This is a genomic window from Mesorhizobium tamadayense (assembly GCF_003863365.1).
In the GTDB taxonomy this organism is placed as follows: Bacteria; Pseudomonadota; Alphaproteobacteria; order Rhizobiales; family Rhizobiaceae; genus Mesorhizobium; species Mesorhizobium tamadayense.
The window spans coordinates 57014-79639 of sequence record NZ_RQXT01000018.1 but is presented as its reverse complement, the minus strand read 5'-3'; the positions used below and the strand labels follow the sequence as shown (position 1 = coordinate 79639).

The following is a 22626-nucleotide window of genomic DNA, read 5'->3' as shown; positions in this document are numbered from 1 at the left end:
CTTGAAACAACCAGTGGTTTTGGAGCTGTTGTGTTGCGCGACTACCTATTCAGCGCCGCGAAGTAAGCCTTCTCGATCTCGGCCGCCATCACGTTGGCGCCGAATCGCGCCTTCAACTCGGCGCCCTGCGGCATTAGCTTCCGGTAGGTGCCGCGATCGTTGAGGGCCATCCTGAGCTTGCCGGCAAGCTGGCCGGCATCCGGCCGGATCAGGGCAGGGGAGCCTTCGCCGAAGATCTCGGGAATGCCGCCCACAGCAGTGGCAATCATCGGCATGCCGGCGGCGAGCGCCTCAAGCACGATGTAAGGCATCGCTTCCGCACGGGACGGGACGACAATTAGTTCGGCCAGCGCGAAAGCTTCTCTGGCCGGCATCGGCGGCAGGAAACGGACATGGCCCTTCAGTCCGAGTCGTTCCACCTGCGCGTGGTAGCGTGGCAGGTCGTCGCCGTCGCCGACCATCACCGCGCTCAACGGGCGGCCGAGCTCCCTGCCGGCCAGCGCCAGCGCATCGATGAAGATGTCCGGACCTTTGAGGTCGCGCATCATGCCGATGTATAAGAGATCGGCGGCATCCGCCGCCGTCGCCATCGGCTCGAACTCGACGGCCCGCAGGCCGTTATAGACCAGTCTGTTGGGGATAGGCGGCTCGCCGACTTTCCGGCGATAGGTTTGCCGCTCATAGTCGGAAACGAACAGCAGGCAGTCGGTGAAGCGTGCCATGAAGCGCTCCAGCGCGAAGAACAGCTTTCCGGTGGCTGTCGCTTCGTCATAGTGGAGCGAGCCGCCATGCGGCGAATAAAGGCGGGCCACGCGAGACCTTGAAACCCGCAACAGTGAGCCGAACAGCCGGGCATAGGCGCCACCTTTGGCGCCGTGCCCGTGCAGCACGTCCGGCCGCAATTCCTTGATGATTCCATAAGTGCGCCGGGCCGCCGCGATATCGCCCGGCCCGATGTGACGCTGCATCGGCGTGCGATGGATGCCGAGCTCCAGGCTCTCCTTCATCGCTTCGAACAGCTGCTCCTCATAGTCGCCGCCCGTAGTCGAATCGCAGACGATGCCCACGGAATGGCCGGCGGCGACCTGCGCCTCGGTCAGGTCGCGCACATGCCGGAAGATTCCCCCGACAGGTGAGCGGAAGCAGTGGACGATGCGGAGGTGAGCCGCCACGTTGATTTTCAGAACAGCCGTTCGCGGACGTAGACGGTGTCGCCGGGCAAGAGCGGGTCGGACGTCCGCACCCTGCCGGTCATGACCTTGCCGTTGATATCGCGGGTGATGTCGACGCTTTCCTGGTTGGCGCGCGGCGTGAAGCCGCCGGCGATCGCGATCGCCTTCTGCACGGTCAATCCCGGCACATAGGAATACTGCCCCGCGGCGCCGACTTCGCCCATGACGAAGATCGGCCGGTAGCGGTCAATCTCGACCGAGACGTCGGGATCGCGCAGATATCCCTGGCGCAATTTGTCGGCGATTTCCTTTTCGATCTGCTGGGCGGTGTGGCCGCGCGCCGGCACGGCACCGACGAGCGGGAAGGAGATGTAGCCGGACTGGTCGACGCTGTAGGTGTTGGTCAGCCCGTCCTGCTCGAACACCGTGATGCGGATGCGGTCGCCGGCGCCGAGTCTGTACGGCTGGTCGAGCACTTCATGGAAAGCGGCGGGCGTCGGGTGATAGCTGGAACAGCCGGTAAGCAGCGACAGGGCAAGCATGGCGCGCAAGAGATGAGCAGTGCTTTTCATGATCGGACACGAACCTTCGTCGCTCTCGCCGCCAGTGTTGCGGCCAACCCCAGGAAGTGCGACCGTTATCATCCTGTTAGGGTTAATGGCCGGTAAAGGACCGTGTTCGGAAGGGGCGACGGCCGGCAAAAAAACCAATTGTTCTATTGCTTTCGCCCGGACTTCTTTGAGTGTCTTCTATTAAGAACGCATTCTGATCTTAACGGCTGAGTTACCATAGTTGTTTACGGTCCATCCTCGACTCAAAGTTCCGGAGCAGGATGCATGTCCGTTCAGTCCGCGGCCGCAGATGTCGATGTCGATCTGAGGCAGCTATTCGCCAGCCTGGCGAGGAACTGGCTGCGCATTGTTCTCGTCACGCTCGTGGTGACCGGGCTGGCGTTTGCCTTCGCCTGGCTGGCCACGCCGCAATATAAGGCAGTGGCCAAATTGGAGATCGGGCCGCGCGAATCGGTCTTCACGCGGCCTGCCGGCACAACCAGCGACGACAGGCCGGCGGCTGACGAGGAGGCGGTGGCCACCGAGGTCCAGATCATATCCTCGCCCGATATCCTCAAGAAGGTTGCGTCGGACCTCAATCTGGAGAAATTGCCCGAATTCGATGAGGCGCTGAAGATGTCGGCGCTCAGTCGCGCCCTCGTCCTTGTCGGCCTGAAGCGCGATCCCTTCGACATTCCGCCGGAAGAACGCGTGCTCAAGGCAATGCACGACAAGCTCAACGTCTACGGCGTTGAAAAATCTCGCGTTATTGCGGTCGAGTTCTCTTCGAAGGATCCAAAGCTCGCGGCGCAGGTCGCGGATGCCATCGCGCAGGCCTACCTTGCCTCCAAGGGCAATGCCAAAAAGGAATCGAACACCGCCGCCACGGGCTTTCTCGGTCCGGAAATCACCGACCTGCAGAATCGGGTGAAGGAGGCCGAAGCCAAGGTTGCCGACTACCGCGCGCAATCCGACCTCTTGATGGGCGGCAACAATTCGGTGCTCGCGACCCAGCAGCTCTCCGAGCTGTCGACGGAGCTTTCGCGGGTGCGCGCCAATCGCTCCGCCGCCGAGGCCACCGCCGACAGCGTGCGCAAGGCGCTACAGAACGGCGGCGCGCTCGACAGCATGCCGGAAGTTCTGTCTTCCGAACTGATCCAGCGCCTGCTCGAGCGGCAGGTGGAACTGAGGACCAATATCGCCGACCTGTCGACAACCCTGCTGGACAACCATCCGCGCATCCGGGCGCTGAAGTCGCAGCTTGCCGATCTCAACGGTCAGATCCGCAACGAGGCGCAGAAGATCCTGAAGGGACTGGCCACCGCTGCGCAGACGGCCAAAGCTCGGGAGGACCAACTCGTCGCGGAGGTCAACACGCTGAAGGCCGCTTCGGCTCGCGCCGGCGAGCAGCAGGTAGAGCTCGACGCGCTGCAGCGCGACGCCAATGCCCAGCGCCAGCAGCTCGAAGCCTATATGGCGAGCTACCGCGAGGCGGCTTCGCGCGCGGACCGCAACTATCTGCCGGTGGACGCCCGTCTGCTTTCGAAAGTGCAGGTGCCGACGGAACCTTATTTCCCGAAGATCGGTCCGATCACGGGCGCCGCGGCGGCGGCGTCGCTGCTGTTGATGGCGATCGGCACGCTGCTGAAGGAATTGTTCTCCGGCCACGCCATGCGCCCGACTGCCGGCGCGCGATTCGAGCCCATCCAGCAGGTAGCGATGCCGTTGGCGCGCACCGAGCCGGCGGTCGCCGAAGCCGAGGACGAAGCCGGCGACGATTCGGTGGCCGACGACCGGATCGGGCAGGGCACCGTCATGGCGGCACCGCCTGCCGAACCGGCAGAGATGGAAGCGCCTCGGTCGTGGCAGCCCAGGCTGGGCGAGATCGATGTCGACAAGGCGGCGGAAAAGCTGATCGCCTCCGGTGCGTCGCGTGCCATCTTCGTCTCCCCGGAGGGCGACGAGGCCGCGGCAACCGCCGTTCTGGTGGCGCGCGAGGTGTCGGATGCGGGCCTGCGCGTGCTGCTGCTCGATCTCACTGCTTCGGGCGCCGCCTCGCGCCCGATGCTGGACAGCGGGCTGTTTCCCGGCATCACCAATCTCCTTGCCTCCGAAGCGCAGTTCAGCGACGTCATCCATCCCGATCTCTACTCGGACGCGCATGTCGTTCCGGTCGGCACCGCCGATCCGGTCCGCGCCATGCGCGCGGCCGACCGGCTGCCGATCATCATGCAGTCGCTGACCACCGCTTATGACCTCGTGGTCGTCGAATGCGGTCCTGCCGACGCGCAAGGCATCAGCCGCCTCGTCGGCGACGGCACGGAAGTCTTCCTGTCGATGCTCGAAGCCGATGATGCGGTGACGCAGGCAGCGGTGAAGCTGATCGAGAACGGCTATCCGGACGTCACGCTGGTCACGCCGGTCGGCCATGAACCGCCCGGAAATCCGGTGCCAGGGCGCCGCTCGGCTGCATAAGGCTGAACGCCGATAGGGCTGTCCTGCACCGCCGCAGCGCCAAGGATCGCCGCGAGGGTACCGCGGCAAGGGGCCGGGCCCGCGACGAATCGAGCACGTTTCAGTCGGCCTCGGGCATGACAGTCCTTGGGTACAAGGCCGAACCAAGACATTTCTCGGCAGCTCCTGCACTTTACATCGGCAGCAGAGCACCTAGTTTTAGCGTTTCGCACCGCGCGCTTTCGTGCGTGGATGATCGAGAACGGGACCGTGAACTCTAGGCCGGTCCCTCCAAAACTCCCAGAAGGATGGCTGCTATGACACAGGCCAAGAATGGCGACACTGTACGCATCAACTATACCGGACGTCTGGTCGACGGTACTCAATTCGATTCTTCCGGCAGTGAACCGCTGCAATTTACGCTGGGTGAAGGACAGGTAATCCCGGGTCTCGAAACCCATGTCGAGGGCATGGAGGTCGGCACGAAAAGCTCCGTCACCGTTCCCGCCGACGCCGCCTATGGCCCCCATCGCCCCGAAGCGGTCGTAACCATCGATCGCGCCAACGTGCCGGAGAACATCAGCGTCGATGTCGGCACTCGATTAACGGCCAAAACGCGCGATGGGCGCCCTATGCAGGTGACGGTCGTCGGCGCGGACGACGCCAGCGTCAAGCTCGACGGCAATCATCCGTTGGCCGGAAAGGACCTGGTGTTCGACGTTGAACTGGTCGAGATTGTTCAGGCGGCGTAGCTGGAGCCTGAACGACTGATCAAGGTCGTGGTCAAGAGCGCTACCTCCTCCAGGGGAGGTGCAAAGTGATCGCGAATGTCAAGGCGCGCGATCGGTCAGAGCGTTGGCCCCTTCCTGCCCTGCGCAATGCGCGCAGCAATAGATGACGTCGCCCTGCTCGACGCCATGCCCGATGATCCGTGCACTGCAATGAGGGCACGTCGGCGCAAGCTTCTGGATCGCACACTCGAAGCTATCGAACGTGTAGGTTTGCCCGCCCAGGCTAACTTGGAATGCCTTGTCGTAGTCATTGCCGCACTGGTCGCACTTAGCCATGGCCGTTTTCTCCTTCTGAGTGCGAAAACCTCGCGCCTGGCGATAGGTTCCGCCCAAGGCCATTTGAAGGTCTCAACCTCAGCCGGCTTCTTGCCAGTATAAACCGGGAGCTCGACGGCGATTGTGCGACATGCCGACAGCTAATGCATGTCGCCCAAAAGTGCGCAGCGGTTTTGGGAGAACGACATGCATCAAAACAAAGACTTTAAGCGCGTTGCCTGAATCCGTTTCGACGCGACGCGCTCTAATTGTCGTCCTCGGCAGCGGCGGTCGCTGGCGCCTGTCCCGCCGTCTTCCGGCGCAACATCTTGGTCAGCTTCCAGACGGTCGGGTTGTTCTTGATGAACGCCTTTGCCCGCGCGCCTTGCCGGAACCCTGTCGCCAGCGCCCGGCCCTTCAGCGTCAGCGGCGCCAGGACTTCGAAATGCTGGAGCTCGATATCGCACCAGAGCCGCTTGTAGGGCTCGTCGCCGACAGAGAAATCATAGACGTCGAAACCAAGTTCGCAGGCTTCCTGGATGTTGTCGAAGAACAGGAAGTCGCCCGGGCTGGTGAAGGCGAGATCGTCCTCGGCGATCGCGCCGAACTCGCAGATCAGGCGCTTGCCTGAGCGGCTGGAGCCGGTAATTGCGCGAAGTTTGCCCGCTACTTCCAGCCCATGCAGCAGGAAGGAAGGCTGTTGCTCGGCAAGCGCATCGGCAAACAGCGCCCGGAAGAAGGCGCGCACGTCTTCATCGCCGAAGACGTTGGCGATGCCCATCTTGGCGAAGCGCACCTCCTTCATGTCGAAGAAGGCATCAAGCAGCCTGTCGACGTCCTGCTGCGTGCGTGCCTCGATGCGGCGGAAGCTGCCGACGGCCTCGAACTTGCGCGTCTGCGAGCGGTGCTTCTTGCGCTTGCGCTTGCCGCTCGCGCGGGCGAGCAGCGCATCGAAGCCTCCGACGAGATCGACCGCGAGCGCAAGGTTCGGGCTCTGGAAACCGGGCAGCGCGGCGAGCGGATTGGCGACGCTGTCGAGATCGGGAAGCAGCCGCTCCAGCGATACCAGGTCGACGTCCGGCCGCACCTTGGCGATTGCCGACAACAACGAGCGGATCGCCGGGCCGTCGATGGTGGGCAAAGCCCGGGCGTCGAAGGCGGGGAAGTTGCCGTTGGCGTGACGCCCGCCGGCGAAACGGGCGATGTGGAAGGGGCCGTTTCGCACGACTTCCAGCGCCAGCGAAAGCGCTGGCCGGCCTTCGACATTCAGCGTGGCGACCACCATGTCGGCCTTGGTCTCGGCCGCCCAGTTGCGCACCCAGGACGCGCTCTGCGGCGGGGCAAACAGCGCCGAAGCGCACAATTCCGCATAGTCGGCGAGGCCGGCGCTCACCGCTGTCGTCAGTCGGCCCTGGCTCGAGGCAGGTGCGCGCGCCGGCGCTTCGTTGACCGCGACGCGATTGCCGTCAAATGACGCGGCGGCGTCAACCATCCCTCAATCCTTAAGACGTATTGGTTGCAACCTGGGGTTCGCATAGGCGCAAGTCATGCTTGGATGAGCCTAGGCGAAAAAGGTGAAGGAATGATCGACGGGGGCGAGGCGATCCGGAAACTGGCCTTGAACGTTGCCCGCTACACCGGTCTCGCACCGCTGGCGAAGCCGTTTGTCGGCGGCATCGGCGCCATCCTGATGCTGCATCGCGTGACCGCGACGCCCGAGAGGCCGAACAGCGTCAACAGTCACCTCAACATCGCGCCCGGCTTTCTCGACACTCTCATCGCCGACATGAAGGCGGGCGGCTATGCCTTCGTCAGTCTCGACGAGGCGATCGAGCGGATGAGCTCAAGGGGCAGGGGCGGCCAGTTCGCCGCCATCACCGCCGACGACGCCTACCGCGACAACATGACGGAAGCGCTGCCGGTTCTGGAGAAACATGGCGCGCCGATCACCATCTATGCCGCGCCAGGCCTCATCGATGGCGCGGCCTATCTCTGGTGGGATGTCATCGAGGACATCGTCGACAGGAGCTCGAGCCTTAAGCTCATGACGGCAAGCGGCCCGACGATGATCGACTGCTCGACGCCAGGCCGAAAGATCCAGGCCAATGCGCGCCTGACCGCCTGGCTGACCCTTGAAGTCCGCGAGCAAGAGCAGGGCGCCGCGCTGCGCGAGCTGGCGCGCTCCAACGGGATCGAGCTCGGTGACGGTCGCCCCGGCACGCTGATGAGCTGGGACGAGGTCCGCGCGATGGCCGCGCATCCATTGGTGACGATTGGCGCGCATACCATCAATCACCGCAACCTCAAGCGGCTTTCCGAGGCGGACGCGCGGCACGAGATCGGCGACGTCCGGCGGATCCTCAAGGAAAAGCTCGGGCTGGAGCCGCGCCATTTCGCTTACCCCTACGGCTATGCCAGCGCGGTCGGCTGCCGCGAGGTGGGTTTTGCCCGCGACGCCGGCTATGTCTCGGCGGTGACCACCCGGCATGGGGTACTGAGAGCCGAACATGCCGGCTTCCTGCATGCGTTGCCGCGCATTTCCGTCAACGGCCGCTACCAGAGCGTCGCCCATATCCGCACGATGCTGTCGGGTGTGACGACGCCGCTCGCCAATGCCGGCAAGATGGTCGTCACGATCTAAAGCAATTCCAGGAAAAGTGCGCAGCGGTTTTCCGTCCGGAATTGCGACAAACAAAGAAAGCTTAACGTTTCAGCCCTTCTGAGGCGGCTCGATGATCAGCCATTTGATGATGCCCATCGCCGGCAGCACCCAAAGCAGGCCGCTGAACAGGAAGAACAGGAAATGCGCCAGGGAGCCGTATTCGGCGAGCCTGGTGACCGCGATGGCCGAAGCGATCAGCGCGTAGATGATGACCAGCGCCACCAGCAGGATGGTTCCGATCAGCTTTTTCAGGCGAATGGGCATATCGCGGTCCCGTTGACCAGCCTCGCTTAGGCCGATTGGGAAGCACGCGCAACCGTCTCCGGCCAGCGCGACGGCGTGCCGCGCTGTGCGGCCTTGCCAGCGAGCCGGTCATGGTTCACCAATCCTGCGATTTCAACTGCCGGGAACCGTCCCATGGCTGCCATCACCGCCACGGCCCCATCCGCCGCCCGCCGCCGCGATCTGCACAACCGGGTGCTGGTGCGCGGCTGGCTGTATGTCGTGCTGGTCGTGCTGTTCGCGCTGGTGCTGGTCGGCGGCGCCACCCGGCTTACCCATTCGGGCCTGTCGATCACAGAGTGGCAGCCGATCCACGGTGTCATCCCGCCGCTCAACGATGCCGAGTGGCAGGAAGAATTCCAGCGCTACCAGCAAATCCCGCAATATACCGAGCTCAACAAGGGCATGAGCATCGAGGCGTTCAAGTCGATCTTCTGGTGGGAATGGGTGCACCGCATCCTCGCCCGCAGCGTCGGCGTCGTTTTCGCCTTGCCGCTCCTGTTCTTCTGGGCGACACGCCGCATCGAACGCGGCCTCGGGCCGAAACTGGCCGGCATCCTGTTGCTAGGCGGCCTTCAGGGCGCCATCGGCTGGTGGATGGTGGCATCAGGTCTGGTCGGTCGCGTCTCGGTCAGCCAGTACCGGCTGGCCACGCATCTGACGATTGCCGCGCTGATCTTCACCGCCACCATGGTGGTCGCGCGGGGCCTTGCGCCACATTCGGAACCGGCCGCCGACCGCTCGACGCAGCGGCTTGCCGGCTTCATCGTGCTTTTGGCGCTGGTCCAGATCTATCTCGGCGGGTTGGTCGCCGGCCTCCACGCCGGCCTCTCCTACAACACCTGGCCACTGATGGACGGAAAGGTGGTCCCGGCCGATCTCCTGCTGCTGGAACCCGCCTGGCTGAACTTCTTCGAGAATCCGAAGTCGGTGCAGTTCGTGCACCGGCTCGGTGCCTACACCCTTTTTGTAGCGGCGCTCTGGCATATGATCGCGACATGGCGGCGCCAGCCGGGCACCACGCATGCCCGCCGCGCCGCGCTTCTGTTCCTGCTGGTGCTGGTGCAAGCCTCGATCGGCATTGGCACGCTGCTGATGCAGGTGCCGCTGCATATGGCGCTGACCCATCAGGGCTTTGCCCTGATCGTGCTCGGCTTCGCCGCCGCGCACTGGCGCGGCACCAAGGGCGCCTATCCGCTGCCGTATCAGATAGCCGTCAGGGCTAAGGCGCACCTCTCGGAATCGCCTCGGGGTTCCAGATACGGCTGGAGAATGTCTCGGCAATGAGCTCGGGAGCGCCGACCTTCCAGCGCTCAGGAAACGCCTGCATGCTCAGTGCTTGATGCCGAGCATGAGGTCCAGGTTCTGCACAGCAGCGCCGGCAGCGCCCTTGCCGAGATTGTCGTAGACGGCGAGCAACAGCGCCTGCGCCCGCTCGTCATTGGAGAACACGTAGACCTTCATCCGGTTGGTGCCGTTATAGACCTCCGGGTCGATTTCCGGCATGCGCTCCATGTGGGTGAAGGGCGCGACCTCGACCACGCCGCCGTCGATCGAGGCGTAATGGTCGGCAATCGCGGCATGAAGCTCGGCGCCCGTCGGCACGCGGTCGAGACCGCCGAGCTGCAGCGGCACCACGGTGATCATGCCTTGCGCGAAATTGCCGACCGCCGGCTGCATGATCGGATCGTGCGACAGCTTCGCATAGGTCCTGAGCTCCGGCACATGCTTGTGCTGCAGCGTCAGGCCATAGGGCAGAAATTCGGGCGCTTCCTCGCCCTTGCCGACATAGTCCTCGATCATCGGCCGGCCGCCGCCGGAATAGCCGGAGATGCCGTTGACGGTGATTGGGAAATCGGCGGGTAGGAGACCGGCGGAGACCAGCGGACGCAGCGTCGCGATCGGCCCCTGCGGCCAGCAGCCAGGGTTGGCGATGCGTTTTGCGCTTGCGATCTTCTTCGCCTGTTCCTTGTCCATTTCGGCAAAGCCATATTCCCAGCCTTCGGCCACGCGATGCGCGGTCGAGGCGTCGATGACCTTTGTCGTGTCGTTTTCGATCAGCGACACGCTTTCCTTGGCCGCGGCGTCCGGCAGGCAAAGGATCGCGACATCGGCGGCATTGAGGAATTCGGCCCTGGCCGCGGCTTCCTTGCGGCGGTCGGCGGGAATGGAGATGATCTCCAGGTCGCCGCGGTCGGCCAGCAGCGCCCTGATCTGCAGGCCTGTCGTGCCATGCTCGCCGTCAATGAAGATTTTCGGTTTCATCGGTTGCCAAATTCCCTGCGATTCCAAGATTATATACCGTTAGCGTTATGTAGCATGGCATGAGTGCCGTTGTTCAGGTCCTCGAGCCGCGCCTTCCGTTCGGCCACCAGGCCAAGATAATGCATGGCGATGATCGATCCAGCGATCGCCGTAATATCGGCATGATCATAGGCCGGCGCAACCTCGACGACGTCGGCGCCGACGATATCGACCTGGCCGAGCTGGCGCAGCGTCGACAGCATCTTGGCCGATGAGGGGCCGCCGGCCACCGGCGTGCCGGTGCCGGGCGCGAAGGCCGGGTCGAGGCAGTCGATGTCGAAGGTGAGATAGGTTTTCCTGCCGCCGGTCCGGTCGACGACCGCGTAGGCGATGTCGGAGGCGCGCATCTCCTCGACCTCATGGCCGTGGAGGATCTTGATGCCGAACGTGTCAGGCGCATGGGTGCGGATGCCGATCTGGATCGAGCGATCGGGATCGATGATGCCTTCATTTACCGCGCGGGCGACGAAGGAGCCATGATCGATGCGCTTGCCGTCGTCCGGCCAGGTGTCCTGATGGGCGTCGAACTGCACCAGCGCCAGCGGCCCGTGGATCGCGGCATGCGCCTTGAGCAGCGGCCAGGTGACGAAATGATCGCCGCCGAGCGTCAAAAGGAAAGCTCCTGATTTCAGGATCTTGGCCGCCTCGCGCTCGATCGTGCCGGGGGTCTTCTGATGGTTGCCGCTGTCGAGCAGGCAATCGCCGTAGTCGACAACCGCAAGATGTTCGAACAGGTCGCGCGAGAACGGGTATTGCGGATCGTTGTCGAGGATCGCCGAAGCGCGGCGGATCGCCTGCGGCCCGAAGCGCGCGCCGGGACGATTGGTGACTGCGGCGTCGAAAGGAATGCCCCATACCACGGCGTCCGCGCCCTTGACGTCCTTGGTGTATTTGCGCCGCATGAACGACAGCGCGCCGGCGTAGGTCGGCTCGAACGACGCGCCCGTCTTGGAGCGGGCAGTGAAGGCGTGGTCGATCTCTTTATTCGCCATTGCGGGTCCTCGGTTGTCATCGGGCAGCCACAACTACCGAACCGGCACGCAACATGCCAGTCACAGCTTGCGGAGACGGAACGGCGCTCAGCGAGTGCCACGGCAACACAGGATTTGTGTCATTATGACTGAGGCTGCCTTGCTCAATCTCGCACCCCCGCCGGCCGCGACCCCGGACCGGCACGGCGGCCGGCGAGCGCTTCCTGGTGCTCGACTCCTGGCGCGGCATCTGCGCGCTGCTGGTGGCGCTGTTCTATTTCCCGACCACCTCGATGATCTCGCAGAGCGCCTTTGTCGGCGGCTCCTATCTGTTCGTCGATTTCTTCTTTGTGCTGTCCGGCTTCGTCATCGCCAGCTCCTACGGCAGCCGGCTGAGCGAGCCGGATGAACTTGCCCGTTTCGCGCTGGTGCGCTTCGGCCGCATTTACCCGCTGCATCTTTTGATGCTTGCCGCTTTCGTCGCCTTCGAGGCGCTGCGGCTTGCCCTGCCGGCGCTGCACGGAACGGGTGCAGCGCCCTTCACCGGCGGCTTCAATCTGAGAAGCCTTGTCGCCAACCTCTTTCTGCTGCAGGGCATGGGGTTGAGGATCATCTGAGCTGGAACGCGCCGAGCTGGAGCATCTCGGCCGAGTTCTTCACCTATCTGCTGTTTGCCGGCGTCGTCTTTGCGACCGGCTGCCGCGCCTGGATATGGTTCGTCGCCGCGGCCGTCACGGCGCCATTGTTCCTGCTTGCCTTTTCGACCGTCATATGGACTTGTCCTTCGATTTCGGCTTCATCCGCTGCCTTTACGGCTTCGCGCTCGGCGCGCTGCTTGCCTGGTTTCAGCACGATTCCATTGCAGAGGCGCGACAGGCGATAGTCAGCCGGGCAGGGCGCATCGCCTGGACGCTGGCCGAGCTTGCGATGATCGCGGTGATCGGGCTGTTCGTCTCCGTCGCCGGAACGAACGACGCCGGCATTGCCGCGCCGGTCGTCTTCGCGCTGGCGCTCCACCTCTTCGCGCATGAGGGCGGCTTGATCAGCGCGCTGCTCTCCAGCCGGCCGATGCTGCTGCTCGGCTCGCTCTCCTATTCGATCTACATGATCCACATCTTCGTCCAGGCGCGCATGATCAATGTCGGCGGCCTGATCGAGCGCAAGCTCGGGCTTGGCATCGTCGGCGACTTGACTCTGCGCGGCGACCAGGTGATCGGCTTCGGTGTCGGCTCGCCCTGGATCGGCTTCGCCTCATTGATGACGATGCTGATCGCCGTCCTTATCGCATCTTGGCTCACCTGGCGCTTCGTCGAAATGCCGGCGCTGGCCTGTTCCGCCGTCTTTCCAAGCGGATTTGACCAAACAGCTAGCCGGCTTCGTTCACCGCCCTGTCATGGGCATCGCCTAACCGGGTTCCGACCCGGAACGGAGCGATTCCCCGATGCGAACACTCTGGCTGAGCCTTCTTCTGTCCGTCGCGCTTGCGGTCGTCTCCGGCCAAAGCCTAGCCGGCGAGACGCGGGCCACCCAAATCCTCGGCCGCTTCGAACATGCCAACCAGTGGCGCGACCATGTGATGATCGCAGCCCATCGTGCCGGCAGCATGCAGGCTGGCAAGACGCTCTTCGCCGAGAACTCGCTCGCCGCGGTCGAAGCCTCGATCGCGATCGGCGCCGAGATCGTCGAGGTCGATGTCAGGCGTTCGAAGGACGGCGCGTTCGTCATCATGCATGACAGCTGGCTCGACCGTACCACCACCTGCAACGGTGAGGTGGACAGCTTCACGCTGGCCGAGCTGAAAAAATGCCGGCTGGTGATCGAAGGCACCGGTGCCGTCACCAACGAGACGGTGTCGACGCTGCGCGAGATGCTGCTGACCACCAAGGACAGGATCCTGATCAACCTCGACAACAAGCTGGAGGTCACGGACCTGCCCGGCATGATCGCGGTGGCGCGCGATCTCGGCATGGCCGGTCAGGTGATCGTCAAGGAGAACCTGTGGAATCGCCGGCGCATCGATGCCACCAGGGCCGCGCTCACCCAGGCAGGTGGTGGCTTCCAGTTCATGCCGATCCTCGCCGATGACGCCGTTCATGACACCGCCTTCGCCGCTGAGGTCGCCAAGGCGTTCGGACCGCGAGCGATCGAATTGATCAATTGGCAAGCCGGCGCCGAGACGCTGACCGCGAATGGCGGCCAGCTGTTCAGCACCCGCATGCGGGCGGTGGCGATCCGCGGTGACTGGCACCTTTGGGCCGACACCTACGCCATCGTCAACAAGCCGGGCGGCTTCCTCGCCGGCGGTCGCGGCGATGAGTTGGCGGTCGCCGCCAGCCTGCCGCGCGAGGCCTGGGGTTTCTGGGTCGACCGCGGCGCCACCATCATCCAGACAGATGAGCCGAAGGCGGCGATCGAGTGGCTGGCCGCCAATGGTTATCGCGTGCCTTACGCCACGGACAAGACGGCTGAGCCGGCGCATACGGCGAGCATCAACTAGCTTGGCGTCGGCGCTGGAACTGCGATCTCCCCCCTTGAGGGGGAGATGGCCGGCAGGCCAGAAGGGGTCGCTTCGCACAGAGCGCCAACCTCATCTGCCGCGTCGCGTCCAGTCGAATCGACCCCCTCTGTCGCCTCCGGCGACATCTCCCCCTCAAGGGCCCTCAAGGGGGTGAGATTAAGCCCATGCCGCTTTCGCCACGCCGTCCAGCTCGCCCAGCACCTCGCCCGGCAGCTCCAGCTCCGCCGCCGCGAGATTCTCCCGCAGATGCTCGACCGACGAGGTGCCCGGGATCAGCAGGATGTTGGGCGAGCGCCGCAGCAGCCACGCTAGCGCGACCTGCATCGGCGTTGCGCCAAGCCGTTCCGCGACTCCCGACAAGCTCGAGGACTGCAGCGGGCTGAAGCCGCCGAGCGGGAAGAACGGCACGTAGGCGATGCCGTCGCGGGCAAGCTCGTCGATCAGCGCGTCGTCTTGCCTGTGCGCCAGATTGTACTGGTTCTGCACGCAGACGATCTCGCAGATGCGGCGGCCTTCTGCGATCTGCGTACGAGTGACGTTGCTCAGGCCGATGTGACGCACCAAGCCCTTGCGTTGCAGTTCGGCCAGCGCCGTCAGCGGCGCCTCGATCGAGCCTTCCGCCGGGCCGTGGGTGTCGAACATGATGCGCAGATTGACCACATCGATCACGTCGAGTCCGAGATTGCCGAGATTGTCGTGCACAGCTTGCGTCAGTTCCTCGGGCGAATAGGCCGGCAGCCAGGAGGCGTCGCTGCCGCGGCGCGCGCCGATCTTGGTGACGATGACGAGGTTCTCGGGGTAGGGCGCCAGCGCCTCGCGGATCAGTTTGTTGGTGACATGCGGGCCATAGAAGTCGCTGGTGTCGATGTGATTCACGCCATTCGCCACCGCCTCGCGCAGCACGGCGATCGCCGCGTCATGGTCTTTCGGCGGACCGAACACGCCCTTGCCCGCAAGCTGCATGGCGCCGTAGCCGAGCCGCCGGACCAGATGGCCGCCGAGTTTGTAGGTGCCGGATTTGTCACTGCTTGGCATGGTCGCTTCTCCTTATCTGTCGACGAAGGAAATAGGCCGTGTCCGCTGTTGCGATAATTGCCTATAATCGGCACAGCTTGTACGGAATAACGAACAATGGCTGACCTTAACGATCTCCAGGCATTCCTGGCCGTGGCGCGTGCCGGCGGCTTTCGCGAGGCAGCTCGCGCCACGGCAGGCAGCGCGTCAGCGCTCAGCGAAGCGATCCGTCGTCTGGAAAACCAGCTTGGCGTCAGGCTGTTCAACCGCACCACGCGCAGCGTCGCCCTGACCGATGCCGGTGCGGGTTTGCTGGCGCGGCTTGGCCCGGCGCTGGGTGAGGTCGAGGCGGCGCTCGATGTTGTGAACGGTTTTCGCGACCGGCCTGCGGGGACCTTGCGCCTCAATGTACCGGTCAGTGCCTCACGGCTGGTGCTGCCCAAGATCGTTCCGGGATTTCTTGCTGCCTATCCCGCCATCCGGCTGGAGGTGATTGCCGAGGAGAGTTTCGTCGATCTGCTGGCGGCGGGCTGCGATGCCGGTATCCGCTACGACGAGCGATTGGAGCAGGACATGATCGCGGTGCCGATCGGACCGCGCGTCCAGCGCTTCGCCACGGCCGCTTCGCCTGCCTATCTCGATCGGCATGACCGCCCGCGGCACCCACGCGATCTGCTCGCCCATGCCTGTTTGCGCGGACGCTTTTCGGGTCGCGCCGTGACGCCATGGGAATTCGAGCGCGACGGCGAAGTGGTGCGCGTCGATCCTTCAGGGCCGCTTCTGGTCACCCTGGGTGGTGCCGTCGATCTCGCCGTCGATGCAGCCGTCGCCGGCACCGGCATCGTCAGCCTGTTCGAGGACTGGCTTCGCCCTTATTTCGACAGCGGCGCGCTCGAACCCGTGCTCGAGCCCTGGTGGCAGCAATTCTCCGGGCCGTTCCTCTATTACCCCGGACGGCGCCTTGTGCCCGCGCCGCTGCGCGCTTTCATCGACTATATCAAGACACCGGCCGGTCGCGGCCAATAGCCGCCCGAAAGCAAAAAGGCCGCCCGGAGGCGGCCTTTCGAGAACCTTGTAATCGAAACGCTTAGCGCTTCGAGAACTGGAAGCTGCGGCGGGCCTTCGCCTTGCCGTATTTCTTGCGCTCGACGACGCGGCTGTCGCGGGTCAGGAAGCCGCCCTTCTTGAGCACGGAGCGCAGCGCCGGCTCGTAATAGGTCAGCGCCTTGGAGATGCCGTGACGCACGGCGCCCGCCTGGCCGGAGAGGCCGCCGCCGATGACGGTGGCGACGATGTCGTACTGGCCGGCGCGGTTGGCGGCGACGATCGGCTGGTTGAGGATCATCTGCAGGACGGGACGCGCGAAATAGGTCGCGAATTCCTTGTCGTTGACGGTGATCTTGCCGGAGCCCGGCTTCACCCAGACGCGCGCGATGGCGTTCTTGCGCTTGCCGGTGGCATAGGCGCGGCCCGACTTGTCGAGCTTCTGGACGTGGACGGGCGCGGCCGGCTGCGCGGCGACAGTGACAGTCCCGAGTTCTGCGAGCGAGGAAAGCTCAGCCATTACGAAGCCCTCTTGTTCTTGGAGTTCAGCTTGGCCACGTCGAGCGTGACGGGCTGCTGGGCGGCATGCGGATGCTCAGTGCCTGCATAGACGCGGAGATTCTTCATCTGGCGGCGGCCAAGTGGGCCGCGCGGGATCATGCGCTCGACGGCCTTCTCGACGACGCGCTCGGGGAAGCGGCCCTCGAGCAGCTGGCGCGCGGTGCGCTCCTTGATGCCGCCGGGATGGCCCGTGTGCCAGTAATAGACCTTGTCGGTGTACTTCTTGCCGGTGAACACCACCTTGTCGGCGTTGATGACGATGACGTTGTCGCCGTCGTCGACATGCGGAGTGAAGGTGGGCTTGTGCTTGCCGCGCAGATGGTTGGCGATGACAGTGGCGAGGCGGCCGACGACGAGACCTTCGGCGTCGATCAGCACCCACTTCTTCACCACATCCGCAGGCTTCTGCGAAAAGGTAGCCATGGTTTTGCTCTCGGTTGGACCTTTCCGGTCGCGAGGACAAGGAAAGGCGTTTCTTGTTGCTTGGATTGACGAAGCGGCCAAAGCCGCCTGCCAATAACAAAACGGCGGCCGTTGCGGGCCGCTGCTTCGTGAGGGCTTATAGGCGAGGGCGTCAGGTGCGTCAAGGCAACGGAAAACTTAGTTTGCACATAAAATATAGAAAAAACAACAATTTAGATGTGCGGTATTATTTTACCGCATACTTCGCGCTCCTCTCATCGCCCCAGCGCTAGTGCTTAGCCTCGATTTCCTTGCGGGCGGCGCTCGAGAGGAAGGCTGATCTTGTAATACCGCGCTCGCGCGCGGCAGCATCGATCGCGCGCAAGACACCACGTTCGAACGTCACGTTGGCTCTAACCACGGCACTGTCATTGTCGATCAGCGGTACCGAGACCAGATACGCTCCTTTGGATAGGGCAGCACGGATTTCCGGACGCGATACAATCGCCTCGTGGCTGGATGGCTCAGGTACTGCCATATCCTCCGCCCAAAGCTGCAATGCCTCGATTGCATTCGGCACGATATCTGCTGCTGCATCCGCAGCCGAAAAGCAGCCGGGAATGTCGGGAAAGCGAACGCCGAACGCGCTGTCAGCATCCTTTTCGACCAACGCGAAATAATTCTTCATTTCGGCCTCCTGATTTTCCCGCGCACGACTTTAGTTCGTCTGAATCCAGCCTGCCTGCTTGGCGATTGCGCGAGCGGTGCCGACTGGCAAGTCCTTCTCGGGATGCGGAACGACAAGCACGACAGTGCCTTTCCGGAATTTGTGATGCGAGCCTCGAATTGAAACCAATTCGAAGCCTTCATCCTTCAGGCGTTTAATGATGCGACGACTATCACGCTCGACCAAATATCACCTATGCGCATATATATACACATCCCGCCGCCGTATCAATTCTTAGGGCGAGGCTCGCTTCGGCGGAATCGAATAAGTCCCGGTCGCATGCGCCACGGTGTGTCCATCCGGGCCGGCGACGATGTCGATGTCGAACACCATCAGGCTCTTGCCGAGCTTTAGGATCCGGCAATGGCCGTCAATCGGCCCGGCCTCGGCCTTGCGGACAAAATTGATGTTGAGATTGGTGGTTACTGAAAGGGCGTCCGGCCCGGCGTGGCTGAGCACGCAGACGTAGCCGCCGATGTCGGCCAGCGTGAACAGCGACGGACCGGACACCGTGCCGCCCGGCCGCAGATGCCGCTCGTCGGCATTGAGCCGCACAGTGCAGCCGCCTGGAAACACGTCCAACGCCTCATAGGATGTGAGCCGGTCGTTGAGCTGCGGGTATACGTTCGCCATCAGCGCGTTGACTTCCGCCGCGGTGAGCGTCGGCTTCATCAGATTGCTTTGGGCGGGCATGCGCGACTTCCTATATGGACGGGAGGTTCCAGGCGTGAGCGTCTGGACCAAACGGTGCGACGGAGAAAACACATCTCGCGGCTGTTCTTCAACCGGCAGCGTGCTAGTTCTGTTGCTCCATAAGCCGCGAGCGCTGATTACGAGGTTTAGAAAGTGGCTGAAGTTGTCGCCATCAAGCCCGCCGTCGCAGACAGCCCTGTTCTCGCCAGCCAGGACAAGGGTATTCTGCGGCTGACTCTTGCCAGCCCGCCGGCCAACGCGCTGTCGCTGGCGACAATGGCGGCGCTGCAGGCGGAGTTCGATCGTGTGAAGGCCGACAGGTCGGTGCGCGTCCTCATCCTGGCGGCGTCCGGAAAAGTGTTCTGCGCCGGCCACGACCTCAAGGAAATGACGGCACACCGTGCCGATGCCGACCGTGGCCGCGCCTTCTTCGAGAAGACCTTCGCCGCCTGCGCGAGGCTGATGCAGACAATCGTGCGTCACCCGAAGCCGGTGATCGCCGAGGTCGACGGTCTTGCGACCGCCGCCGGTCTGCAACTGGTCGCGAGCTGCGATCTTGCCATTGCCTCGCACGAGGCGACCTTCTGCACGCCAGGCATCAATATCGGCCTGTTCTGCTCGACGCCGATGGTGGCGCTGTCGCGCAACGTCTCGCGCAAGCAGGCGATGGAAATGCTGCTCACCGGCGAGACGATCGATGCGGCGACTGCCAAGGAATTCGGCCTCGTCAATCGCATTGTGCCGCGCGAATATCTGAATCAGGTTGTCAACAAATACGCGCAAACCATTGCGTCCAAATCGTCTTTGGTCGTCAAGACCGGCAAGGAAGCCTTCTACGCCCAGGCCGAGATGGGGCTCGCGGACGCCTATGCCTATACTGGCCGCGTGATGGTGGAAAACATGCTGGCGCGCGACTCCGAGGAAGGCATCGGCGCCTTCATCGGCAAGCGTAAGCCGGAATGGACAGACGAATAGCTGGCCCGGGATGCAGCCGCGCTTTTCCATCGTTGTAGGTTCGACGTGGCTGCCCGCAAGCAACTGACGCGCCTGAAGGCGGCCTACCTCAAGCGCATCCTGCTTGAGCCGTCGCGGGTCGCGGACTGGGAACAATATCCCTGGAACCTGCCGATTTTTCAGAGCCGTGAATTCGAGTTCGAATTCACGACCGCCATCACCATCATCGTCGGCGAGAATGGCACCGGCAAATCGACGCTGCTGGAAGCCATCGGCGCGCTGGCCGGCTATGACGAAGCCGGCGGCGGTAAAGGCTACATGCCTGTCGACCACGCAGGCGCCGTCGACAAGAGCGGCGCGGCGCTTGCCGGTACGCTGCGCGGCCACTGGCTGCCGAAGGTCACCGCGGGATGGTTCTTTCGCGCCGAGTCTTTCTACTCGGTCGCGCGCTACCTCGATCGCGCCGCGCTGGACGTTGGCGCGGCACCGCCCGATTTCCTGTCATGGTCGCATGGCGAAGGGTTCATCCGCTTCTTCGGGGAACGCTGCCGCCGGCAAGGCATCTACATCCTCGATGAGCCCGAAAGCGCGCTTTCGCCGACTCGCCAGATAGAATTGTTGAAGCTGCTCAGAGCATGGAGCGTTCCGGCACCTCGCAGGTGATCATGGCCACGCATTCGCCATTGCTGATGGCCTGCCCCAACGCGCGCCTCTTCCGCATCAGCCGCTTCGGCCTCGATCTGATTGATTTTCACGACACCGATCATTTTCGCATGATGCGCGACTTCTGCAGCGATCCGGATGGCTTTCTCGCTGAAGCGCTGTATGAGGACGAGCCATGAATCACGACGCCTACGACAACACCTACATCGCCGGTATCCTCAATTCGGTGAAGACGATCGCCATGGTCGGCGCCTCGCCCAACGACGTGCGGCCGAGCTATTTCGTGCTGAAATACCTGCTTGCCAAGGGCTTTTCGGTGTTGCCGATCAATCCCGGTCATGCCGGCAAGCAGATCCTTGGACAAACGGTCTATGCCAGCCTGGCCGACCTGCCACATGCGGTCGACATGGTCGACATTTTTCGCGGTTCGGCAGCGGTGCCGGGCATCGTCGACCAGGTGCTGAAGCTCGATCCGCTGCCCAAGGTCGTCTGGATGCAGCTTGGTGTGCGCCATGACGAGGCCGCCGCGCGCGCCGAGGCCGCCGGCATCAAGGTGGTGATGAACCGCTGCCCGAAGATCGAATACGGCAAGCTGTCGGGCGAGATCGGCTGGACCGGCGTCAATTCCGGCGTGCTGTCGTCGAAGAAGCCCGTGATGCGTCAGGGTTTCCAGAGTTTTGGCGTGCGGCAGAAATAGGCCGACAACCAGGCGCGCAAAATTATTGCGGGAAGAAATGGATTTCCCCGGGCGTTCGCCGCAGATCGCAAGCCGAAAGGTATTTTCTTCTTTGCATTCGCGACCGCGCTTCGCCAAGAATGCCCGGCGATTTCGAAAGATCTGGAGAGGAATATTTCGATGACCCGTACGCCCGGTTTCAACACGCTCGCCGTCCATGCCGGCGCCAAGCCGGATCCGGCGACGGGCGCGCGCGCCACGCCGATCTACCAGACCACTTCCTATGTCTTCGACGACGCCGACCATGCCGCCTCGCTGTTCGGGCTGAAAGCCTTCGGCAACATCTACACCCGCATCATGAACCCGACGCAGGCGGTTCTGGAGGAACGCATTGCCGCGCTCGAGGGTGGCACCGCGGCACTTGCCGTCGCCTCGGGCCATGCCGCGCAGGTGCTCGTCTTCCACAATCTGATGCAGCCGGGCGACAACTTCGTCGCCGCCAACAAGCTTTATGGCGGCTCGATCAACCAGTTCGGCCACGCCTTCAAGAACTTCGGCTGGGAGGTCCGCTGGGCCGATACCAACGACATCTCGACCTTCGAGAGCCAGATCGACGACAGGACCAAGGCGATCTTCATCGAAAGCCTGGCCAATCCGGGCGGCATCTTCGTCGACATCGAGAAGATCGGGGACATCGCCCGCAAGTACGGCCTGCCGCTGATCGTCGACAACACGCTGGCCTCGCCCTATCTGGTGCGGCCGATCGAGCACGGCGCCGACATCGTGGTGCATTCGCTGACCAAGTTCATCGGCGGCCACGGCAATTCGATCGGCGGCGCGATCGTCGATGGCGGCACCTTCGACTGGTCGAAATCGGGCAAATACCCGATGCTGTCGGAGCCGCGCCCCGAATATGGCGGCATCGTGCTGCACGAGACCTTCGGCAACTTCGCCTTCGCCATTGCCGCCCGTGTGCTCGGCCTGCGCGACATCGGTCCGGCGATCTCACCCTTCAACGCCTTCCTGATCCTTACCGGCCTTGAAACACTGCCGCTCAGGATGCAGCGCCACTGCGACAATGCAATCACCGTCGCCGGCTGGCTGGCGAACCATCCGAAGGTCGCCTGGGTGAACTATCCCGGCCTGCCCGGCGACAAGAACAACGCGCTGCAGAAAAAATATTCGCCGCAGGGCGCGGGCGCCGTGTTCACCTTTGGACTCAAGGGCGGCTACGAGGCCGGCATAAAGTTCGTCGAGGCGCTGGAGCTGTTTTCGCACCTCGCCAATGTCGGCGACACCAAGTCGCTGGTGATCCATCCGGCCTCGACCACGCACCGCCAGCTTTCCGACGAGCAGAAGATCAAGGCTGGCGCCGGACCGGACACGGTCAGGTTGTCGGTCGGCATCGAGGACGTCAACGACATCGTCGCCGATCTCGAACAGGCGCTGAGCAAGGTCTGATCCGATGTCGGCTTTCCTTGCCGTGAATTCCGAAAGCGTGGAACCGGAGGCCGGCGCGCCGGCCGCGGATCGTGTGATCTCCGGCGATCCGAAATTCCGCACCTGGAATGTCGAGGAGCGCGACGGTGGTCTTTTTGCCGGCATCTGGGAAGCGACGCCCGGCAAGTGGCGTATCGTCTATGACGAATGGGAGTTCTGCCACATCCTGTCCGGCGTGTCGGTGATTGCCGAGGACGGCGGCGAGGCGCGCACGGTCAGGGCCGGCGACAGCTTCGTGCTGAGGCCGGGCTTCAAGGGCACCTGGGAAGTGCTGGAGACGACCCGCAAGGAATATGTGATCAGGCTCTGAAATGGGGTTCCGGCTACCGTGCCTCGGCATGTTCGAGATTGGTCGAGGCGCATATCATTTCGTCATCCTCGGGTCTTCGCTCCGCTCCGCGTCGCTACGCCCAAGGATGACGATGGGGTAGG

Annotated in this window: 26 protein-coding genes and 1 pseudogene; 12 read left to right on the top strand and 15 right to left on the bottom strand. The window is 63.4% G+C overall.

The features are described 5' to 3' along the window. Positions 1-41: 41 nt before the first annotated feature. The gene (locus EH240_RS16420; RefSeq protein ID WP_124999955.1) at positions 42-1172 is read right to left on the bottom strand and encodes a glycosyltransferase family 4 protein; all 1131 of its coding nucleotides are present in this window, start codon (positions 1170-1172) and stop codon (positions 42-44) included. Between the two features lie 8 nt (positions 1173-1180). Then, the gene (locus EH240_RS16415) at positions 1181-1744 is read right to left on the bottom strand and encodes a polysaccharide biosynthesis/export family protein (protein ID WP_124999953.1); all 564 of its coding nucleotides are present in this window, start codon (positions 1742-1744) and stop codon (positions 1181-1183) included. 264 nt (positions 1745-2008) lie between these two features. Between EH240_RS16415 and EH240_RS16410 the strand changes: the two genes are divergently transcribed. Both EH240_RS16410 and EH240_RS16405 read left to right on the top strand, forming a co-directional pair. Further along, positions 2009-4198 (top strand): GumC family protein, encoded by a 2190-nt coding sequence (locus EH240_RS16410; RefSeq protein WP_124999951.1) that lies wholly within the window; start codon positions 2009-2011, stop codon positions 4196-4198. A 296-nt stretch (positions 4199-4494) separates the two neighbouring features. Continuing rightward, positions 4495-4929 carry an FKBP-type peptidyl-prolyl cis-trans isomerase gene (locus EH240_RS16405; protein WP_124999949.1) on the top strand — a complete coding sequence of 145 codons (435 nt, stop codon included), beginning with the start codon at positions 4495-4497 and terminating at the stop codon, positions 4927-4929. Between the two features lie 78 nt (positions 4930-5007). On the opposite strand, the gene EH240_RS16400 is transcribed toward EH240_RS16405, so the two are convergent. Both EH240_RS16400 and EH240_RS16395 read right to left on the bottom strand, forming a co-directional pair. Beyond that, positions 5008-5244 carry a hypothetical protein gene (locus EH240_RS16400; protein WP_124999947.1) on the bottom strand — a complete coding sequence of 79 codons (237 nt, stop codon included), beginning with the start codon at positions 5242-5244 and terminating at the stop codon, positions 5008-5010. A 244-nt stretch (positions 5245-5488) separates the two neighbouring features. Continuing rightward, complete coding sequence (locus EH240_RS16395) at positions 5489-6715, bottom strand: GNAT family N-acetyltransferase (RefSeq protein WP_124999944.1); 1227 nt, start codon at positions 6713-6715, stop codon at positions 5489-5491. Positions 6716-6805: 90 nt separating this feature from the next. Between EH240_RS16395 and EH240_RS16390 the strand changes: the two genes are divergently transcribed. After that, the gene (locus tag EH240_RS16390) at positions 6806-7864 is read left to right on the top strand and encodes a polysaccharide deacetylase family protein (RefSeq protein ID WP_124999942.1); all 1059 of its coding nucleotides are present in this window, start codon (positions 6806-6808) and stop codon (positions 7862-7864) included. A 69-nt stretch (positions 7865-7933) separates the two neighbouring features. On the opposite strand, the gene EH240_RS16385 is transcribed toward EH240_RS16390, so the two are convergent. Continuing rightward, entirely contained in the window at positions 7934-8149 is a 216-nt protein-coding gene (locus EH240_RS16385) for a DUF2842 domain-containing protein (protein ID WP_124999940.1), read from the bottom strand. 153 nt (positions 8150-8302) lie between these two features. Here EH240_RS16385 and EH240_RS16380 point away from each other — a divergent pair, with 153 nt between their 5' ends. Then, a complete protein-coding gene (locus EH240_RS16380) occupies positions 8303-9454 on the top strand; it encodes a COX15/CtaA family protein (protein ID WP_245436101.1) in 1152 nt (383 codons plus the stop codon). A 45-nt stretch (positions 9455-9499) separates the two neighbouring features. Here EH240_RS16380 and argC read toward each other — a convergent pair whose 3' ends face one another. Continuing rightward, the gene (gene argC, locus EH240_RS16375; protein WP_124999938.1) at positions 9500-10432 is read right to left on the bottom strand and encodes an N-acetyl-gamma-glutamyl-phosphate reductase; all 933 of its coding nucleotides are present in this window, start codon (positions 10430-10432) and stop codon (positions 9500-9502) included. 29 nt (positions 10433-10461) lie between these two features. Beyond that, on the bottom strand, positions 10462-11463 hold the full coding sequence (speB, locus tag EH240_RS16370) for an agmatinase (protein ID WP_124999936.1): 1002 nt from the start codon (positions 11461-11463) through the stop codon (positions 10462-10464). Positions 11464-11669: 206 nt separating this feature from the next. Here speB and EH240_RS39005 point away from each other — a divergent pair, with 206 nt between their 5' ends. After that, positions 11670-12059, top strand: a complete 390-nt coding sequence (locus EH240_RS39005) for an acyltransferase family protein (RefSeq protein ID WP_245436093.1) — start codon at positions 11670-11672, stop codon at positions 12057-12059. A 43-nt stretch (positions 12060-12102) separates the two neighbouring features. Here the strand turns inward: EH240_RS39005 and EH240_RS39000 are convergent, their stop codons facing one another. Then, complete coding sequence (locus EH240_RS39000; RefSeq protein ID WP_245436092.1) at positions 12103-12471, bottom strand: hypothetical protein; 369 nt, start codon at positions 12469-12471, stop codon at positions 12103-12105. 71 nt (positions 12472-12542) lie between these two features. Further along, on the bottom strand, positions 12543-12740 hold the full coding sequence (locus tag EH240_RS38995; RefSeq protein ID WP_245436091.1) for a hypothetical protein: 198 nt from the start codon (positions 12738-12740) through the stop codon (positions 12543-12545). 143 nt (positions 12741-12883) lie between these two features. On the opposite strand from EH240_RS38995, the gene EH240_RS16360 reads away from it, so the two are divergent. Then, positions 12884-13939 (top strand): glycerophosphodiester phosphodiesterase family protein, encoded by a 1056-nt coding sequence (locus EH240_RS16360; protein ID WP_124999935.1) that lies wholly within the window; start codon positions 12884-12886, stop codon positions 13937-13939. Between the two features lie 177 nt (positions 13940-14116). On the opposite strand, the gene EH240_RS16355 is transcribed toward EH240_RS16360, so the two are convergent. Continuing rightward, the gene (locus EH240_RS16355) at positions 14117-14995 is read right to left on the bottom strand and encodes an aldo/keto reductase family oxidoreductase (RefSeq protein ID WP_124999933.1); all 879 of its coding nucleotides are present in this window, start codon (positions 14993-14995) and stop codon (positions 14117-14119) included. A 96-nt stretch (positions 14996-15091) separates the two neighbouring features. On the opposite strand from EH240_RS16355, the gene EH240_RS16350 reads away from it, so the two are divergent. Further along, positions 15092-16000, top strand: a complete 909-nt coding sequence (locus EH240_RS16350) for a LysR family transcriptional regulator (protein ID WP_124999931.1) — start codon at positions 15092-15094, stop codon at positions 15998-16000. 61 nt (positions 16001-16061) lie between these two features. Here EH240_RS16350 and rpsI read toward each other — a convergent pair whose 3' ends face one another. From rpsI to EH240_RS16325, 5 genes are all read right to left on the bottom strand, one after another. Continuing rightward, entirely contained in the window at positions 16062-16538 is a 477-nt protein-coding gene (gene rpsI, locus EH240_RS16345) for a 30S ribosomal protein S9 (protein WP_124999929.1), read from the bottom strand. Continuing rightward, positions 16538-17002: a 50S ribosomal protein L13 gene (gene rplM, locus EH240_RS16340; protein ID WP_066989450.1), complete on the bottom strand. Its 465-nt coding sequence runs from the start codon at positions 17000-17002 to the stop codon at positions 16538-16540. Before rplM ends, rpsI begins: the two co-directional genes overlap by 1 nt. Positions 17003-17270: 268 nt before the next feature. Beyond that, the gene (locus EH240_RS16335; RefSeq protein WP_124999928.1) at positions 17271-17669 is read right to left on the bottom strand and encodes a type II toxin-antitoxin system HicB family antitoxin; all 399 of its coding nucleotides are present in this window, start codon (positions 17667-17669) and stop codon (positions 17271-17273) included. 30 nt (positions 17670-17699) lie between these two features. Continuing rightward, positions 17700-17894, bottom strand: a complete 195-nt coding sequence (locus EH240_RS16330) for a type II toxin-antitoxin system HicA family toxin (RefSeq protein WP_124999926.1) — start codon at positions 17892-17894, stop codon at positions 17700-17702. Positions 17895-17942: 48 nt separating this feature from the next. Further along, on the bottom strand, positions 17943-18401 hold the full coding sequence (locus EH240_RS16325; RefSeq protein WP_124999924.1) for a PaaI family thioesterase: 459 nt from the start codon (positions 18399-18401) through the stop codon (positions 17943-17945). 153 nt (positions 18402-18554) lie between these two features. Here EH240_RS16325 and EH240_RS16320 point away from each other — a divergent pair, with 153 nt between their 5' ends. From EH240_RS16320 to EH240_RS16300, 5 genes and pseudogenes are all read left to right on the top strand, one after another. After that, positions 18555-19376: an enoyl-CoA hydratase gene (locus tag EH240_RS16320; RefSeq protein WP_124999922.1), complete on the top strand. Its 822-nt coding sequence runs from the start codon at positions 18555-18557 to the stop codon at positions 19374-19376. 45 nt (positions 19377-19421) lie between these two features. Continuing rightward, a pseudogene (locus EH240_RS16315) lies at positions 19422-20197 on the top strand (AAA family ATPase). Next, a complete protein-coding gene (locus tag EH240_RS16310) occupies positions 20194-20715 on the top strand; it encodes a CoA-binding protein (RefSeq protein WP_124999920.1) in 522 nt (173 codons plus the stop codon). Before EH240_RS16315 ends, EH240_RS16310 begins: the two are co-directional and overlap by 4 nt. Positions 20716-20874: 159 nt before the next feature. Continuing rightward, positions 20875-22155, top strand: a complete 1281-nt coding sequence (locus EH240_RS16305) for an O-acetylhomoserine aminocarboxypropyltransferase (RefSeq protein ID WP_124999918.1) — start codon at positions 20875-20877, stop codon at positions 22153-22155. Between the two features lie 4 nt (positions 22156-22159). Next, positions 22160-22504, top strand: a complete 345-nt coding sequence (locus tag EH240_RS16300; protein WP_124999916.1) for a cupin domain-containing protein — start codon at positions 22160-22162, stop codon at positions 22502-22504. The last annotated feature ends 122 nt before the right edge of the window (positions 22505-22626 follow it).

What these genes read in the sequence shown, in the direction of transcription:
- EH240_RS16415 (WP_124999953.1), bottom strand. Translation starts at nt 1,744, where the DNA reads ATGAAAAGCACTGCTCATCTCTTGCGCGCCATGCTTGCCCTGTCGCTG.
- EH240_RS16410 (WP_124999951.1), top strand. Translation starts at nt 2,009, where the DNA reads ATGTCCGTTCAGTCCGCGGCCGCAGATGTCGATGTCGATCTGAGGCAG.
- EH240_RS16405 (WP_124999949.1), top strand. Translation starts at nt 4,495, where the DNA reads ATGACACAGGCCAAGAATGGCGACACTGTACGCATCAACTATACCGGA.
- EH240_RS16400 (WP_124999947.1), bottom strand. Translation starts at nt 5,244, where the DNA reads ATGGCTAAGTGCGACCAGTGCGGCAATGACTACGACAAGGCATTCCAA.
- EH240_RS16395 (WP_124999944.1), bottom strand. Translation starts at nt 6,715, where the DNA reads ATGGTTGACGCCGCCGCGTCATTTGACGGCAATCGCGTCGCGGTCAAC.
- EH240_RS16390 (WP_124999942.1), top strand. Translation starts at nt 6,806, where the DNA reads ATGATCGACGGGGGCGAGGCGATCCGGAAACTGGCCTTGAACGTTGCC.
- EH240_RS16385 (WP_124999940.1), bottom strand. Translation starts at nt 8,149, where the DNA reads ATGCCCATTCGCCTGAAAAAGCTGATCGGAACCATCCTGCTGGTGGCG.
- EH240_RS16380 (WP_245436101.1), top strand. Translation starts at nt 8,303, where the DNA reads ATGGCTGCCATCACCGCCACGGCCCCATCCGCCGCCCGCCGCCGCGAT.
- argC (WP_124999938.1), bottom strand. Translation starts at nt 10,432, where the DNA reads ATGAAACCGAAAATCTTCATTGACGGCGAGCATGGCACGACAGGCCTG.
- speB (WP_124999936.1), bottom strand. Translation starts at nt 11,463, where the DNA reads ATGGCGAATAAAGAGATCGACCACGCCTTCACTGCCCGCTCCAAGACG.
- EH240_RS39000 (WP_245436092.1), bottom strand. Translation starts at nt 12,471, where the DNA reads ATGCGCGAAGAGGTGGAGCGCCAGCGCGAAGACGACCGGCGCGGCAAT.
- EH240_RS16360 (WP_124999935.1), top strand. Translation starts at nt 12,884, where the DNA reads ATGCGAACACTCTGGCTGAGCCTTCTTCTGTCCGTCGCGCTTGCGGTC.
- EH240_RS16355 (WP_124999933.1), bottom strand. Translation starts at nt 14,995, where the DNA reads ATGCCAAGCAGTGACAAATCCGGCACCTACAAACTCGGCGGCCATCTG.
- EH240_RS16350 (WP_124999931.1), top strand. Translation starts at nt 15,092, where the DNA reads ATGGCTGACCTTAACGATCTCCAGGCATTCCTGGCCGTGGCGCGTGCC.
- rpsI (WP_124999929.1), bottom strand. Translation starts at nt 16,538, where the DNA reads ATGGCTGAGCTTTCCTCGCTCGCAGAACTCGGGACTGTCACTGTCGCC.
- rplM (WP_066989450.1), bottom strand. Translation starts at nt 17,002, where the DNA reads ATGGCTACCTTTTCGCAGAAGCCTGCGGATGTGGTGAAGAAGTGGGTG.
- EH240_RS16335 (WP_124999928.1), bottom strand. Translation starts at nt 17,669, where the DNA reads ATGAAGAATTATTTCGCGTTGGTCGAAAAGGATGCTGACAGCGCGTTC.
- EH240_RS16325 (WP_124999924.1), bottom strand. Translation starts at nt 18,401, where the DNA reads ATGCCCGCCCAAAGCAATCTGATGAAGCCGACGCTCACCGCGGCGGAA.
- EH240_RS16310 (WP_124999920.1), top strand. Translation starts at nt 20,194, where the DNA reads ATGAATCACGACGCCTACGACAACACCTACATCGCCGGTATCCTCAAT.
- EH240_RS16305 (WP_124999918.1), top strand. Translation starts at nt 20,875, where the DNA reads ATGACCCGTACGCCCGGTTTCAACACGCTCGCCGTCCATGCCGGCGCC.
- EH240_RS16300 (WP_124999916.1), top strand. Translation starts at nt 22,160, where the DNA reads ATGTCGGCTTTCCTTGCCGTGAATTCCGAAAGCGTGGAACCGGAGGCC.